12 protein-coding genes and 1 pseudogene are annotated in these 14,718 nt (G+C 41.7%); 9 read left to right on the plus strand and 4 right to left on the minus strand.

Annotation, left to right across the window (positions count from 1 at the left end; translation table 11 throughout):
* Positions 1-29: 29 nt before the first annotated feature.
* A complete protein-coding gene (locus tag RMX69_RS29525) occupies positions 30-206 on the plus strand; it encodes a DUF6888 family protein (RefSeq protein WP_373690607.1) in 177 nt (58 codons plus the stop codon).
* The gene (locus RMX69_RS26040; protein ID WP_289796166.1) at positions 203-388 is read left to right on the plus strand and encodes a DUF6887 family protein; all 186 of its coding nucleotides are present in this window, start codon (positions 203-205) and stop codon (positions 386-388) included. The genes RMX69_RS29525 and RMX69_RS26040 overlap by 4 nt, the downstream gene beginning before the upstream one ends.
* A 208-nt stretch (positions 389-596) precedes the next feature.
* Here the strand turns inward: RMX69_RS26040 and RMX69_RS26045 are convergent, their stop codons facing one another.
* Positions 597-1,298 carry a hypothetical protein gene (locus tag RMX69_RS26045; protein WP_409877949.1) on the minus strand — a complete coding sequence of 234 codons (702 nt, stop codon included), beginning with the start codon at positions 1,296-1,298 and terminating at the stop codon, positions 597-599.
* Positions 1,273-2,568, minus strand: a pseudogene (locus tag RMX69_RS26050) (sulfite exporter TauE/SafE family protein). The gene RMX69_RS26045 and the pseudogene RMX69_RS26050 overlap by 26 nt, the downstream one beginning before the upstream one ends.
* Before the next feature lie 404 nt (positions 2,569-2,972).
* Here RMX69_RS26050 and RMX69_RS26055 point away from each other — a divergent pair.
* From RMX69_RS26055 to RMX69_RS26070, 4 genes are all read left to right on the plus strand, one after another.
* Entirely contained in the window at positions 2,973-4,229 is a 1,257-nt protein-coding gene (locus tag RMX69_RS26055) for an ABC transporter substrate-binding protein (protein ID WP_416211628.1), read from the plus strand.
* 13 nt (positions 4,230-4,242) lie between these two features.
* On the plus strand, positions 4,243-5,154 hold the full coding sequence (locus RMX69_RS26060) for a carbohydrate ABC transporter permease (RefSeq protein WP_289796159.1): 912 nt from the start codon (positions 4,243-4,245) through the stop codon (positions 5,152-5,154).
* 3 nt (positions 5,155-5,157) lie between these two features.
* Positions 5,158-6,042 carry a carbohydrate ABC transporter permease gene (locus tag RMX69_RS26065; RefSeq protein WP_322639163.1) on the plus strand — a complete coding sequence of 295 codons (885 nt, stop codon included), beginning with the start codon at positions 5,158-5,160 and terminating at the stop codon, positions 6,040-6,042.
* A 193-nt stretch (positions 6,043-6,235) separates the two neighbouring features.
* The gene (locus tag RMX69_RS26070) at positions 6,236-7,327 is read left to right on the plus strand and encodes an ABC transporter ATP-binding protein (RefSeq protein ID WP_289796157.1); all 1,092 of its coding nucleotides are present in this window, start codon (positions 6,236-6,238) and stop codon (positions 7,325-7,327) included.
* Positions 7,328-7,659: 332 nt separating this feature from the next.
* On the opposite strand, the gene RMX69_RS26075 is transcribed toward RMX69_RS26070, so the two are convergent.
* The gene (locus RMX69_RS26075) at positions 7,660-7,974 is read right to left on the minus strand and encodes a hypothetical protein (protein ID WP_289796156.1); all 315 of its coding nucleotides are present in this window, start codon (positions 7,972-7,974) and stop codon (positions 7,660-7,662) included.
* Positions 7,975-8,802: 828 nt separating this feature from the next.
* Between RMX69_RS26075 and RMX69_RS26080 the strand changes: the two genes are divergently transcribed.
* On the plus strand, positions 8,803-9,855 hold the full coding sequence (locus RMX69_RS26080) for a M28 family peptidase (RefSeq protein ID WP_322639164.1): 1,053 nt from the start codon (positions 8,803-8,805) through the stop codon (positions 9,853-9,855).
* Positions 9,856-10,003: 148 nt separating this feature from the next.
* On the opposite strand, the gene RMX69_RS26085 is transcribed toward RMX69_RS26080, so the two are convergent.
* Positions 10,004-10,456, minus strand: coding sequence for a hypothetical protein (locus RMX69_RS26085; RefSeq protein ID WP_322639165.1), 453 nt, complete (start codon positions 10,454-10,456; stop codon positions 10,004-10,006).
* A gap of 576 nt (positions 10,457-11,032) precedes the next feature.
* On the opposite strand from RMX69_RS26085, the gene RMX69_RS26090 reads away from it, so the two are divergent.
* Together RMX69_RS26090 and RMX69_RS26095 are read left to right on the plus strand one after the other, a co-directional pair.
* The gene (locus tag RMX69_RS26090) at positions 11,033-12,682 is read left to right on the plus strand and encodes an alpha/beta hydrolase (protein WP_322639166.1); all 1,650 of its coding nucleotides are present in this window, start codon (positions 11,033-11,035) and stop codon (positions 12,680-12,682) included.
* A 911-nt stretch (positions 12,683-13,593) separates the two neighbouring features.
* Positions 13,594-14,280: a DUF6875 domain-containing protein gene (locus RMX69_RS26095; RefSeq protein WP_289796151.1), complete on the plus strand. Its 687-nt coding sequence runs from the start codon at positions 13,594-13,596 to the stop codon at positions 14,278-14,280.
* The last annotated feature ends 438 nt before the right edge of the window (positions 14,281-14,718 follow it).

The raw sequence follows: 14,718 nt of genomic DNA on the forward strand, positions 1-14,718 counted from the left end.
TTGATAGCTTTATTGAGAGTGGAGTCTAGATGGAACCAACAACAGAACAGTTGAGAGCGTTTTACAGTAGATGTGTGAGAGCAAGTAATATGTTTCAGCCTATCAACGTGGTGCGACTGGACGAAAGAACAAAGCGCATATACGTTTTAATTGGAGACACAATACAAATAGAGATATATCCAAATGGTGAGGTGACATTTCCATGACTAAACCTGATTATCAAGCTATGTCAGATAATGAATTAAGAGATTGGGTTAGATATCATCCACAGGACACCGAAGCATTCCATATTTTAATGGACAGGTTAGACCAACGACCAAAAGTCATCACTCGCACTGATGAGGAATTTGAAATCGAGTTACAACGGCGTATTAGCCAAGCTAGTTGACAGTAAATTAAAAAAGTTCGACGGCTTATGTAGTAACCGCCTAATTATGGTAAATATTGAAACCTTTAAGAGGTTTTACTACGCAAAACCATCCCTCTCCGACTCAGAGAGGGACAGACTTGAACTAAAGTTCAAGGCAGGGGGAGGTTTATCGAACTCACGTCTTATTTAGGAAACGCTATAACGACAAGGTTTTATGTGAGAACACTCACTCGCTACCCCCTCTCATGCTTCGCAGTACGACAACTAAGATGCCGATAAATCCCACAATTGGAAGTGCGATCGCCCAAGTTGGTAATTGTTGAGATTGACCCTCTACTAGATCACCATTGACATTTCGCAGGTTTCGTGTATTTTGTGTAGACCCGCCTCCTGCCACAGTCACTTCAAATTTGAACTCAAAGGGTTTGAATCTTGCCCCAGAAACAGGTTTTCCATTTAGTTGCAATTCATAAAGGCCTGGTTTGGGAAAGACAACTTCTGCACCTGGAATGCCTTGATAGCGTTCGGCAGCCACAGGTTTTAACTGTGGTTCTAACAGCGGTGGCTCTCCGGCTGCATAAGGTTCGGCATAAACAGCTAACTGACAATTACACTGTGACAGAGGAATTACCTTTCCACCTCTGCGGGTAAGTGCAAACCAAGCTTGGCTTGGTTCTCCAGCACGGGGATTATCATTTGGTTCAATGTGGAGAGTACCGCCAACATCTGAGCTTACTTCCACCTTATGAGCAAAAGCAGGGTAAAGATTAGTTATTGATATAACTAAGCAACTCAGGAATAATAAATACTTTATTGTTCTTTGATTTTTCCAGAAAAGGCCTTTGAGTGGATAACGCCTCTGTTTTTGACTCGTTGAAACGGAGCCAGAAAATAAGGATGATTTACCGCGATTTGGTTGGGGGAACATAAAACTTTTCTACGGCTAACTTTGACCAGAAAAAGCGCGATGCCTACGGCAAGGGCTTCGCCCTACGCACTAGCAAGACACTGAGAGTAACAATTACCATCAGTACTGCCGCTAATTTATTTCCCCAAGTTGATTGCAAGGAACCCAGGTAATGGGAACCAATCAACACAGCATGAATGGCACTCAAGAGCAAGGCTGGCACACCCAATAGATGAATCTGTCGCCAACGCTTGCCCAAAGATTTTTGCAACGATTCCCAACTTGTAAAAGCGGCGGGGGACATTAATACCAATGCTACAGCACCCGCAGCCATCCCCCACTGAAATTCTGGTGGCAAAAACGAAAAGGCGGCAAAATTCCATTGCAATGAGTGTTCTATCATGTGGATGGTGTGAACCACAGAAAGCACAAAAGATCCCACACCCAAGCCGCGCCGATAACGCAGTGGTGAAGCCCACAAGCCACTAATCGGACGCGCAATTAACGCCAAAATTAAGCAGATTAAGGCGGCGTGTCCGGTGTAATCTACCATTGTGTCACCAGTCCGCAGCAAGGTGATAACGCCAATGGTGAGTGTTACCCAACCGCCTAATCGAAACAACTGACTACGCCTGTCTTTACTTACCAAAGATGTGGAAACGCCTACACCTAGCATCGTGGGTAAGGTTCCCAAGCCAAAAGCCAGCATAGTAGCTGTACTCATCCATAAATTGCCACTTTCAGCGGCTTTAATTTGGGCAGCATACAGGAAACCACAGGGCATTAAACCCCAAGTCATCCCCAAAAGCATTGGTGTCCACCATTTGGTTTTTAAAGAAAGTTTTACCATTCCGCTGCTGAGGCGATCGTGTAAACTACCTTGCAATAGGGGATGTAACACGGGAATGCGCGGTAGTAAATCGGGTTTTACTTGTCCTAAGCCAAACCAAATCAACATCACACCAGTCAGAATTGCCATCCAGCGCCGGAAGTCGCTGCCAACACCCGCTAGCTGTCCACCTTGCAGCAATACCGAACCTAGCGCCCCAATGCCAGCACCGACTAGAGCATAGCTCAACATCCGCCCCAGGTTTAGCAGGATATGGAATTTTAATTGCTGTTGCCATGTATCGGGCTTTTCTAAGGTTGATGTCCGTCCCAAAGAGGCTGTTTGTGGGCTTTTCGGCTGATGAGACAGAGAAAATGCCACTGTTAGCGGGCCACACATCCCAAAGCAGTGTCCAAAACTCCCCAGGAACCCCAGGATTGCGATCAGCAACAAATCTACCATAAAAAAAGTTCCGAGTTCTGAGTCATAAGTCCTGAGTGTAAGAATAAAGATTTTGAAGAAGTAATTAAGAAATTCTTTTCTTTTTTGCTCAGTATTCAGGACTCCTCTAGTGCGGAACTGTAGGTGAAATTGCGATCGCTGTCAAAAGACAAAGCGTCAAACTTGATGTTTTCTCTATTAAAGAAGAATTCTGTTCGATAAATTAATTTTACTTATAATAAACCGTAAAAAAATAATACGAAATAATCTTTTTTGAGATGTTTTATGTTTTTATTTCCTAAGAATTACAACTAGCGATCGCTACATTGATAATGTTGTACCGAAAGCCAATAAACAATTTGCAAAAATTCATTCAAAAACAAAGTTATCTGCATATAGGGGTTTTCTTGGCAACTCTCTTGAGCATGATATTGTTCAGTTGGGTAGCGCTCTCGCAGCAACCAGTTACCCTCAATTTGTTAATGACTGCCCCTGATGCCCAACCTTGGAGGCAGGGTTTGATTAAAGACTTTGAAGCTGAGAACCCTGGTATTCGTATTAACCTAGTTGAAGGGCCCAATGCCACAAATTTGCTCGAAGACTTGTATACCTCATCTTTTATCTTGGGTGAATCTCCTTACGACCTGATCAATATGGATGTCATTTGGACATCCAAGTTTGCTGCTGCTGGATGGTTGCTACCTTTAGGCGATCGCATTTCTAAAGAGGAGTTGGCAGCATTTTCACCCCAGGATGTAGAAGGGGGACGTTATCAAAACCAGCTGTACCGCATTCCAGTGCGTTCCGATGTGGGAATGCTCTATTACCGGGAAGATTTAATTAAACAAGCAGGATTGAAACCACCAGAAACCTTTGATGATTTGATCCGAATTTCCCAAGTTTTGCAGAAGAAAAAGCAGGTGAATTGGGGCTATGTTTGGCAAGGTCGCCAATATGAAGGACTTGTGGCGATGTTTGCAGAAATCCTCGATGGCTTTGGTGGCTTCTGGGTTAAACCCGACACCCTTGAAGTTGGACTAGATCGACCAGAAACATTAAAAGCCATTGAGTTTCTACGTAGTACCATCAGCGAAGGCGTTTCTCCGCCTGGAGTCACAACTTACCAAGAAGAAGACACCCGGCGCTTGTTTCAAAGTGGTCAAGTAGCGTTTTTACGTAGTTGGCCCTATGCGTGGCCTTTAGCACAGGCAGAAAATTCGCCAATTCGGGGCAAAATAGCTATTAAACCGATGGTTCATGCTCCTGGTAAGACGGGAGCGGCTTGTCTAGGTGGCTGGGGTTTAGGGATTGCGAAATCTTCTCAACATCCTGAAGAAGCTTGGAAAGCAATTAAGTATTTTACTAGTCGGGAAGCACAGCGCCGATTCATTTTCAGTGCAGGTTATGTGCCCAGTCGCCGGGAACTGTTTACAGATCCAGGGATTGTTGCTAAATACCCCCACTATCCGCAGTTATTGCAGGTCGTGGACAATGCAGTTTTACGTCCACCGATCGCGCAATATGCTCAGACATCAGATATTTTACAGCGTTATCTCAGCGCCGCATTATCCGGTCGAATGAATCCTGAACGAGCAATGCAAGCTGCTGCTGCGGAAACACGCCGACTGCTGGCGGCAGGGGGCAGGAGGCAGGGGGGCAGGGAGCAGGGGGAGAATAACTAATGACAAATGACAAATGACAAATTTACATACACTTAGAAATCGAGAACAACAGACAGCCTGGATTTTATTAACACCCGCATTGCTGCTGTTGTTGTTTGTATTTGCCTACCCGATTTTACGAGCATTTTGGTTAAGCGTATTTACTAGAAATTTGGGAACAGAGTTACAACCTGTATTCTCTGGTTTAGAGAATTATGTGCGGATGGCGGGGGATGGTCGTTTTTGGCAGAGTTTGTGGGCGACAACCGTATTCACAACAGCATCGGTCATCTCAGAATTACTGCTAGGACTGGGGATTGCCCTTGTTCTCAATCAGGCGTTTGTTGGGCGAGGCATAGTGCGTACAACTGCCATTATCCCTTGGGCTTTGCCTACTTCTCTAATTGGTCTGGCGTGGTCTTGGATTTTTAACGACCAGTTTGGGGTTGTGAACGATATTCTGCTGCGCTTAGGGCTGATTAAGACTGGAATTAATTGGTTAGGAGAGCCAACGCTGGCGATGATCGCACTGGTTTTTGCTGATGTTTGGAAAACTACACCGTTTATCAGTATCCTATTGCTAGCTGGGTTGCAGTCGATATCACAAGACCTCTATGAAGCTTACTCGGTTGATGGGGCAACTGCTTGGCAAAGTTTCCGTAATATTACCCTGCCATTGCTGCTGCCGCAGATATTAATTGCAGTGCTATTTCGGTTTGCTCAAGCTTTCGGAATTTTTGACTTGGTTGCTGTGATGACCGGGGGCGGCCCTGGTGGCGCTACGGAAGTGGTGTCATTGTACATTTACTCTACGGTGATGCGCTACTTAGATTTTGGTTATGGAGCAGCCCTGGTAGTAGTGACATTCTTAATATTAATTGCGGCGGTGGCGATCGCTAGTTTCTTACTTAACAAATACCGTGCCAAAACATCAGGAGCCATTTAGCTTATGAGTGTAACTCCCCAAACAGTTTCAACGACTCCAAAACGAACAGGGGGAACCAAGTTTTCTCTGAAAAAAATCTTGCTGTTTATCATAGTTGTATTAATAGTGCTATTTAGCCTAGCACCAGCCCTATGGCAATTGCTGACCTCGTTTAAAGTGAATGAGGATATTGCCGCCGTTCCTACTGTCTATTTCCCCACACGATTCACTTTCAATCACTACATTGAGTTATTCACCCGTCGGCCATTTTGGCGCTACATCTTCAACAGCGCTTTTGTGTCGATTACTTCTACCGCTGTAGCTTTAGCGATCGGCGCACCTGCGGCTTATGCTCTCGCACGGTTACGCCCTTGGGGTGAAAAAGTTATCCTCGCCAGCATTTTAATTGTTACCTTATTTCCTGGAATTCTCTTGTTCTTAGGACTATTAGAAATTATCCAAGCGCTGAAATTGGGCAATAATTATCTGGCGCTGATTATACCCTATACTGCGATCAATTTGCCGCTAACAATTTTAGTACTTAAAAGCTTTTTTGAACAATTACCAAAAGACTTGGAAGATTCTGCTAGGGTCGATGGCTACAACACTTTTCAACTACTGTGGCAAATCGTGCTACCCATGACCCTTCCCGCCTTAGTTACTACTGGAATCCTCACTTTTATTTTTGCTTGGAACGAGTTTATTTTTGCTCTCACGTTTATGACTCGTGAAGAGTTGAAGACAATTCCCGTTGCTGCGGCTCAGTTGGGTGGTGCGACAATATATGAAATTCCCTATGGCCCGATCGCTGCTGCAACTGTCATCGGGACATTACCCCTGATTTTACTAGTTTTGTTTTTCCAGCGCCGGATTGTCCAAGGTCTTACCGCTGGTGCTGTCAAGGGATAGGGGGAGCAGCACTTCGGCTACGCTCAGTGACCGAGGAGCAGGGGAAGCAGAGAGGAGAATAATAATTTCTGACCAATACTTCTCTACGAGAGGCTGCACTTCGACTAAGCTCAGTGACCACGTTAACGGCTTCGCTCAGTACAAGCGACAAATGACGAATGACAAATGAAAAATGACAAATGAAAAATGAAAAATGGCTAAACTCGAACTTAAAAACTTGAATAAAACCTACAGTCCTAAAGTCGTCCCTGTTAAAGACGTTAGCTTAACTGTAGATAACCATGAGTTTCTCACTTTACTTGGACCTTCTGGCTGTGGCAAATCCACTGTCCTACGCATGATTGCGGGTCTTGAAGAACCGACTCGCGGTCAGATCCAGATTGGGGATGTAGATGTCACCTATAAACGAGCAGCCGATCGCAATATTGCAATGGTGTTTCAAAGTTATGCACTCTATCCCCACATGACGGTGTACGAAAACCTCGCTTCTGGACTGAAGCTGAAAAAAGTACCACCGACAGAAATTAAACAGCGAGTGGCAGAAGTGGCAGAAGTTTTAGGATTAGCAGAGTTAATGAACCGTAAGCCTGGTCAGATGTCTGGAGGTCAACGGCAACGGGTTGCTGTCGGTCGTGCTTTGGTGCGTAATGCCGATGTCTACCTGCTGGATGAACCTTTAAGTAACCTGGATGCACTATTGCGGGAAAGAGTCCGAGCCGATATCAAGCAAATTTTTGCCGCCCAAAAAGTGCCAGTTGTCTACGTTACCCACGACCAAACTGAAGCGATGACGCTCTCTACGAAAGTTGCATTGCTCAACGATGGCTATGTCCAGCAACTCGACCCGCCTGACCGCATCTATAACCATCCCGCTAATCTATTTGTGGCTGGATTTGTTGGTAGTCCGCAAATGAATTTGTTGACTTTACCTTGTAAGGGACAATACGCAATCTTGGGTAATTTCCAAATACTTCTCCCAAATATACCAACTGTACCACCGCAGATTGTTCTGGGAATCCGCCCAGAAAATGTCCGCATTGCTCAACCAGGTGATACCCAGACTATTCAAGGGCGAGTGTTTTTAGTAGAAAATTTGGGTATGCACTATTTGGTTAGTGTCAGGGTTGAGGGTTCACAAACTGGAGCAATTACGGTACGTGCTTTGTTGCCAACAGACCAAAATTGGAGTAATGAGGATATTACATTAGCATTGCCCCCTGAAGATATTCACTGGTTTGATGTGCAATCTGGCCATGCTCTTGTTAAGAGACAAATGTTAAGTTAACGCAAGCAAGAGATGCGATGAATCGCCGTCTCTACAATACAGGTCAAATGACTTCTCCAAAAAATGTTATTTTTTGGCCTCTGCCAATCCCAAAAATAAACCTCGTGCTACGCGAGGTTCTACGAGGTGTTATTTACGGATGTGGAGGCAATGGTCGATTGATTGCGTGTGATGCGCTTAGGATTAGATTTGAACCTTTGTCACTAGTTCCATAACGACAGACAAAATCTTTAAAACCTTTTGCCTTCTGCATTAAAGCGCGTAACCTTTCATCATCACCAAAAGTTGCCGATAACTCTATCTCTTCGTACTCTTTTTCGGTGAAGGTATTGTTAAGCACATTTATTATATCTGGGACAGCAAAACAACTGAAACCTACCGCCAACACCAACTACAGTTCTTCCTCCGTTGGGACCAACGTCTACCCGTTTATCGGAACTGTTAGCTATATCAACTTTTATAGTAACTGTATAAGGACAGTTATTAGTTATAACAGTTCCACCACTAATATATTCTGCTGAAACACATCCTGGCAAAGGCGCTCGCTGATTTGATGAACATTCATCAGCTAAAGCAGGTGCAATAAATAAAATTTCTAAACATATTACACGGATAGTTAAATTGGAGTATTTTTTCAAAAAATTCATAAAACTTTCCTCCTTGAAAAAACCAAATGACTAGCGATATCTAAACATTCTCCAGCTATTAAAAATGAGGTACGAATTGAGTGTACCTGTGATTGCCTCTAACGCCTATATATCACGAATTTAGTAAGGGCAGGATTAACTGTCAAGGAAAATTGATGATCTGATAGAATGTTTATTGCTTGATATTACAATCTTACTTATTTTTTTGAAATACTCCTTTCGGTATACTTATTTTTTTGTGGTAATTAAACAGCGATCGCACTCAATATTTTTAATATTTACCGTAAATCCAACATCTTTTTTAACAAAAGAGTGAAAGGTTATAAAGTAGATACAGCAGTATTTTTAGCGATATAAAGTAAGGATTAAGGGAGTGCGATCGGCGTAAAAGCAATATTATTTAATCAAAATATTGAAGATAAGTAACTAATCTTTATCAAGAGTGAAGCTGGTAAGAAAAATAATTCCCGAATCTGAATTATTAGATGTCGTAAGTGTTAGCGGAGGTTTGCTAGACGTTCTAAAAGTTACCAGACTTATCACTCGCAAAGCAGTAGATATCACTAAAGAACTAAAACTACTTACCAATCTATAAATCAACCATGATGTGGATTATGATATTTGGTCGTTTCAGGCGCTTCGCATAACCCTGATTACTCTGAACTAGAGGAATTACATCAGAAGGTAGAGAAGTTTAACTCATGAATTGATCTGTCTTAAACAAGGCAAACACTAACACCTGTTGCCTGAATACTTCTGACATAACCCTCTTGTCCTCACCAAGGTTGATTTGCGCTACCCTAAGTCAGGAAGCCAAGGATAAATCAGATGAGAAAATGGATTTGGCTGATGCTGTTGGTGCTGATGACGGTTGCCGTGTTGGGTAGCAGAGGTAGCACGTTTTTTGAACAGCGTCCCTCACCGACAATTGTTGAGCGGATTCCAGTGAAAACACTCGAATCACAGCCAAAGTCAAGGGAAGTTGACATTACCCCGCAAGTGTCTACTGAGAAGCTGTTAAACCATATCCAAAAGTTGAATTTTCAGCGCTACACCCCAAAAGAGCGATCGCTTACTCGCATTTATATTACAGCTGAACTGAAAAAAGCCGGCTGGAAACCTAAATTAGAAAAGTTCTCTGACGGTGTGAATATTTTTGCCGAACGTCCAGGAACTAATAAAGCCGCGAAAGCAATTCTTGTAGCAGCGCATTACGACACTGTTGCCTCTTCCCCTGGTGCTGATGATAATGCTAGTGGTGTAGCTGTAGTGCTGGAAGTCGCCCGGTTACTCGGTTCTCGTCCTACGCCACGGACGTTACAGCTAGCTTTTTTTGACCAAGAGGAAGCAGGACTTTTGGGTAGTCAGGCTTTTGTGAGTAAGACAGCACGCCTGCAAAATTTAGGCGGAGCGATCGTTATGGATATGGTAGGTTACGCTTGTTACACTTCTGGATGCCAGAAATACCCTGCTGGATTGCCTGTTACGCCACCTAGTGACAAGGGCGATTTTTTAGTGGTAGTTGGTGATACAGAACATTTGTCTTTGTTGAATGCCTTTCAAAACTCACAAAACATCCCCTCAACCGCCCTGAATAAAGAAGAATCAATGCCAGCAGTTCTAACACTACCAATTCCTTTTAAAGGTTTACTGACACCAGATACCCTACGCAGCGACCATGCACCGTTTTGGTATCAAGGTGTGGGTGCTGTGCTAGTGACAGATACCGCAAATTTACGTACTCCGCACTATCATGAACCTAGCGATGTACCAGCGACTATCGAGCGATCGTTCTTCACTGGAGCAGCACAAATTGTAGTTAATGCGACTAGTACCTTATTAGAAAAAGACCAGGTTTTGGAAACTCAACCACTAAGCTAATTGATAAATTATCAAACAGAATTCAGGAGTCAGGAGTCAGAATTCAGAATGAATTTTGTACGACTCGCTAACGCTACGCTATCAGTCGCGGGTTTGAATCCCCGACTGATTTATTCTGACTTCTGAATTCTGACTTCTGAATTCTTCTTCAAGAATTATTTTGACTAGCTTTTGGTTCAGGGAAAGTCAACGTCCAATTATTTTTATCATTCACCTGAGAATATAAACCTTGAAGAATGAGCCGCAGAGTTTTTCGAGTTCTAATCGGCTTCTTTACCAGATAAGTTCCTGGCTCAGCAAAGATATCATCAAAGTTTTGTTTATGACCAAATTGTTTTGAACAGTAACTACCAGCACCTTGGACTGTTAACACAAAAAATGGAGCTTGTTTGTATTCATCAGGAATCATAAATATTCCATATACATGGTGACGACCACGCCACGGCTGAACAATAACCTTAGTAGCATGTACTTGAAATTTTGTAGTTTTTGATGCGATAAAAGCCTCGAAATTGCAATCAGAATCATTCACAGGCCACCACAGTGTAATAATACTCAGAGAGAGCAGAAAAATTAAAATATATGGGAGTCTGCGACGCATAAAGCCAAGAAAAATTGTTGATGCGGCTGGTAGAATTTGATGAGTAACGATCTTGCAGCTACAGCAATCAGACTATTCACCTGCAACACCTCTGCAAAACGTTTTAAAGAGCAAAGACAAAACATTAAGCAGTTGGTTAAATTTCCCTGTCAAATAAAATTGCAGATTGTAGATGCGTTCTCCTGTTCTAGTAGCTCCGTTACAGTATTAAACCTAGCTGAGAAACAATCGAGCTTTTGTGGCTGTTAACACTGATTGATGCTCAAATTTTGAATTGTGATGAATTCTACAATTCGTTACTTTTGTATGCTTGTAATATGGCTTTGTTTGCATTAGCAGATGCTTTGAGGAGATTAGACCATAGTCGTAGTCCGTACTTCTCTACAAGGCGCGACGCGTAACTTGCTTCTAAGTTCGTGGTGCCGTAGGCAAGTGGTACGACAGAGCTATGTGACCGTCGTAGACATTGCCATCAAGTTAAGAAAAAATTTACTTTTATTTCTAGACAATTATTGGGGTAGTCAAATACACAAATATCCGTTATATTCCCGTAAGTAACAATTGGTATAAAAGTTTATGGGAAAAAGTTGGAGAAGTCTTAAGACAGTTGCAGGTTTTTTTAGCGCCATCGCACTTACACAGTTCGGGACAAATACTTCGGCCATTGCAGCTGACACAGTTGTTATGCGTTTCGGTTTATTTACAGAATCCATCTCTGTTACTGAGTTGCAAAAGGCTGTAAAAACAGGGGAATTGCCTGGGAGTTTACAGTCTTTATCTGAAGAACAACGCCGCTTCTTCTTGGGGGCGCTGGGCATGAATATACCTATGAATGTTGTCACACTTGATAGGTTAATTAATACGCAGATTGGTACAACTATTCTCAGTGACTTCGCTACAGCCTTAGCCCGAAAAGACAAAGCTGGGGTACAAGCACTGAGGGCAGGATTGGTATTAGGTTCTACTGCACCGCAAGGTCTTTCTATACTGAGTTTTATTGCTGCTTATCCCAGTAAACGCTTAGAAATTGATTTGCCAAAGGCTTTCGCTGTTGCAGGGAATTTAAATACAGCTTTTTGGCGTACCCAGCAATTCATGTTAGCGATCGCTCCCCAACTCGACCCCATAACAGCACATCCGAGAACACCGCAGATTGCTTTCCCTTTTGATCCCAGCCAACCAGGAATCGCCCAAGTAAAAATACTCAACTTAAATCTGAACGATCAAAAGCGCGACCGCAAAATTCCAGTTGATATTTACTGGTCAACTGCTGCAACTCCCGACAAACCCGTAATTGTCTTTTCTCACGGTTTCGCGTCAGTCCGCACGGACTTGCGTTACTTAGCAGAACATTTAGCATCCCACGGTTATGTAGTAGCAGCTTTAGAACATCCCGGTAGTAATGCGGCAAATATTGATTTAGCATTACAAGGCAAAACCAGAGTTATGAAGCCTCAAGAGTTTTTAAATCGCCCTCAAGATATTAGTTTTGTCCTCGACGAATTAGCAAAACTCAACCAAACAGCTAATCATCCCCTGCAAGGGAAACTTGCAACTACAAACGCGATGGTTGTTGGCTATTCTTTTGGTGGTGGTACAGCTTTAGCGCTTGCTGGAGCCGAGTTACAACTAGAACGTCTCAAACAACGCTGTAAAAAGAACCTGACTATCTTGAGTTTGGGAGAAAATATGCAGTGCATCGCTCAAGAACTACCAGAAAATAGCTATCAACTACGAGATCCCAGAATCAAACAAGCGATCGCTTTCAATCCGACAACTTCTCTGATTTTTGGCGAAACTGGGTTAACTAAAATACAAGTTCCTACCATCGTGTTAGCAGGTTCCGCCGATAAAACCACCCCAGCTTTAACTGAACAGATTGTCGGATTTGAAAAAATTCCATCTCCAAAATCGCTAGTTGGTATAATTGGGGGTACTCATCTCAGTGTCAAAGACCCCAGCACCACATTAGATCAGATCGGACAACCAAATACACCGATTAGTGGCGGTGAAGTTGTCGGTGAACAAGCAGCAGAGGTTCGCAAGTACGTTAAAGCTCTAACCTTGGCCTTTGCTTTCCAGATGACTCCAGAAGCTAAAAACTATGCTATCTTCCTGACACCAGACTATGCTCATTTTGCTTCAACTGCCGCATTTCCATTCCGTCTAATTACGCAGATTCCGCCTGATGCTATGGCAGTGGTGAAAGAATTTGTTGAGAAATAAGAGACTTCCAATTAAACAAATATAGGACTTACGTATCATACATATTGACTATACTAATTTTGGGCTTTGGAGCCATGTCTAACACCCAAAACAGTAAATATGCAGCAAAATCGGGGTTGCAATCAGCACCTAAAATATAAATTTGATTCAATGCATATTATGGTTAATTGGTATAGTACTGTAAGTCCTAAAATATTTAATTTTGTGAGTAGCTTACTTAAGAATAGGGATATAAACGGTAGAAGTCGCCGCTGATTCTGCCTTCCCCTTTGATTTTTATTTTTAAACCAAATATGCTGTGATTAATATACAGCTTATATAATTAGCCTTATACCAATTCTATGTAAACTTTTTACTTACTACAAGTATATTACCTTGATAGTAACCCTAAACTTGCTGTTGAATCTACACCAAATTTTTACAGTAAAAATAACTATTTACACATAAAATTTATAATGTGTTCATAAAAATAACAGAAGCTTAAGAGTGTAAAAAACTAGGAGCAGATGCCGAATAATGATGATACATACGTATACTATAGAAATCGTAAATTGTTTTTGAAAAAATCTGTCAAGCAATTGTAGGGTGTGTTAACAAAGCGTAGCACGCCCTACACGTGTTTCAAGATTCAAATATTACTTCTGAAGCTAACATATTACAAACTAATTTCAAAACAAATGAAAACAAGTTATTTGATGCGAAATATGTTTGTGTATGTATTGAGGTAACTTATTTTAAGTTCACGAAACCAAATGGGAGATCGTTGTTATCTTCTGCAAGCCACAGATGAACCAAAAATCAACAACAAAGGGCTTGTTTTATTTACTTAAATAATTAGTTTTGCAATATATCTGTAGGTAAAACTAATTTGGGATTCAGAATTAAACAATTATTTCATTTCACTCAAGCCTATGCAACTCTATACAACTCGTGAAATTGAACAACTCCAGCAACATGAAGACCTTTCTGCCTTAATTGAAATTATGGAGTGGGTGAAAAATTTTTTAGGAAGGTCTCATCCTAACTTAGGTAGACCCGGCGCAGTTTGCCCCTTTGTACCTTACTCTCTCAAATCAAATAGTATTCGTCTAGCAGTTATTCATACAAAAGATTTGTATCCAGAACAATTAGAAGAGATTGTTGGACGGTATCGAGATATATTTCTGCAAATAGATGCTAAAGAGCAGACATTAGCAATGAATAAAGCTTTTTTACTTATTTTTCCTGACATCCATATAGAAGACGCTTCTAAAGTAATAGATAGTGTCCAACAAAAACTTAAACCTTTGTTTGTTGAGTCAGGACTGATGATCGGAGAATTTCATAAACGTAATGACTGTCCTGGTCTACACAACCCAAAATTCCGTCCACTTCGTAGCCCTATCCCCTTGTTGGCTATCCGGTTCATGGTTGAAGCTGACCTCCCCTTTCTTCAGAATCCGGCCGACCCACACTTACGTATTCGGTATTTAGAAGCTTATTTAAAGAATTTTGAGCATAAATTTACAGATGAAACAAAGTTTAAAAATGCTCATCTAGCATTGGCTTTAGCAAAAGAACAAATTAAACAAGAAAATTTGGTGAGTTCTTATATATAACAAATGTTTGAATTCAGTGCTAGTGATTGAACATAGGTATGGAGTATTAACAGTCTTGTCAATTCACTGCACCTTTAAATAAGTGGGATAAAAATGACGAATTTACTGCTAGTTGCAATTGCTCAGTGCAGATAGCATCAAATCGTCATCAGGATATAAATTATCGTACTATAGTAGAAGCGATCGCTAATTATCAATTAGTCAATATCAATACTTCAACAACTTCACTCTAATTTGTAATAATTACACACATATTTTTGTGAAAAGATTTAAGATTGCTAGATTATTTGTGATATAAAAAAGCAAATAATTTGGTAAATAAAATGGCGAAAGAAATAGAGCGGAAATATTTAGTGAGAGGAGATAGCTGGAGAGAATTAGCTGGGGAGCATCCAGTTTTGGAAGATTTATCATTTATGGGAAAATGTAAAGGGAAAT

Source organism: Nostoc sp. EspVER01 (genome assembly GCF_034530635.1).
Lineage (GTDB): Bacteria > Cyanobacteriota > Cyanobacteriia > Cyanobacteriales > Nostocaceae > Nostoc.

What these genes read in the sequence shown, in the direction of transcription:
- RMX69_RS29525 (WP_373690607.1), top strand. Translation starts at nt 30, where the DNA reads ATGGAACCAACAACAGAACAGTTGAGAGCGTTTTACAGTAGATGTGTG.
- RMX69_RS26080 (WP_322639164.1), top strand. Translation starts at nt 8,803, where the DNA reads ATGAGAAAATGGATTTGGCTGATGCTGTTGGTGCTGATGACGGTTGCC.
- RMX69_RS26070 (WP_289796157.1), top strand. Translation starts at nt 6,236, where the DNA reads ATGGCTAAACTCGAACTTAAAAACTTGAATAAAACCTACAGTCCTAAA.
- RMX69_RS26090 (WP_322639166.1), top strand. Translation starts at nt 11,033, where the DNA reads ATGGGAAAAAGTTGGAGAAGTCTTAAGACAGTTGCAGGTTTTTTTAGC.
- RMX69_RS26095 (WP_289796151.1), top strand. Translation starts at nt 13,594, where the DNA reads ATGCAACTCTATACAACTCGTGAAATTGAACAACTCCAGCAACATGAA.
- RMX69_RS26085 (WP_322639165.1), bottom strand. Translation starts at nt 10,456, where the DNA reads ATGCGTCGCAGACTCCCATATATTTTAATTTTTCTGCTCTCTCTGAGT.
- RMX69_RS26040 (WP_289796166.1), top strand. Translation starts at nt 203, where the DNA reads ATGACTAAACCTGATTATCAAGCTATGTCAGATAATGAATTAAGAGAT.
- RMX69_RS26045 (WP_409877949.1), bottom strand. Translation starts at nt 1,298, where the DNA reads ATGTTCCCCCAACCAAATCGCGGTAAATCATCCTTATTTTCTGGCTCC.
- RMX69_RS26075 (WP_289796156.1), bottom strand. Translation starts at nt 7,974, where the DNA reads ATGAATTTTTTGAAAAAATACTCCAATTTAACTATCCGTGTAATATGT.
- RMX69_RS26055 (WP_416211628.1), top strand. Translation starts at nt 2,973, where the DNA reads ATGATATTGTTCAGTTGGGTAGCGCTCTCGCAGCAACCAGTTACCCTC.
- RMX69_RS26065 (WP_322639163.1), top strand. Translation starts at nt 5,158, where the DNA reads ATGAGTGTAACTCCCCAAACAGTTTCAACGACTCCAAAACGAACAGGG.
- RMX69_RS26060 (WP_289796159.1), top strand. Translation starts at nt 4,243, where the DNA reads ATGACAAATTTACATACACTTAGAAATCGAGAACAACAGACAGCCTGG.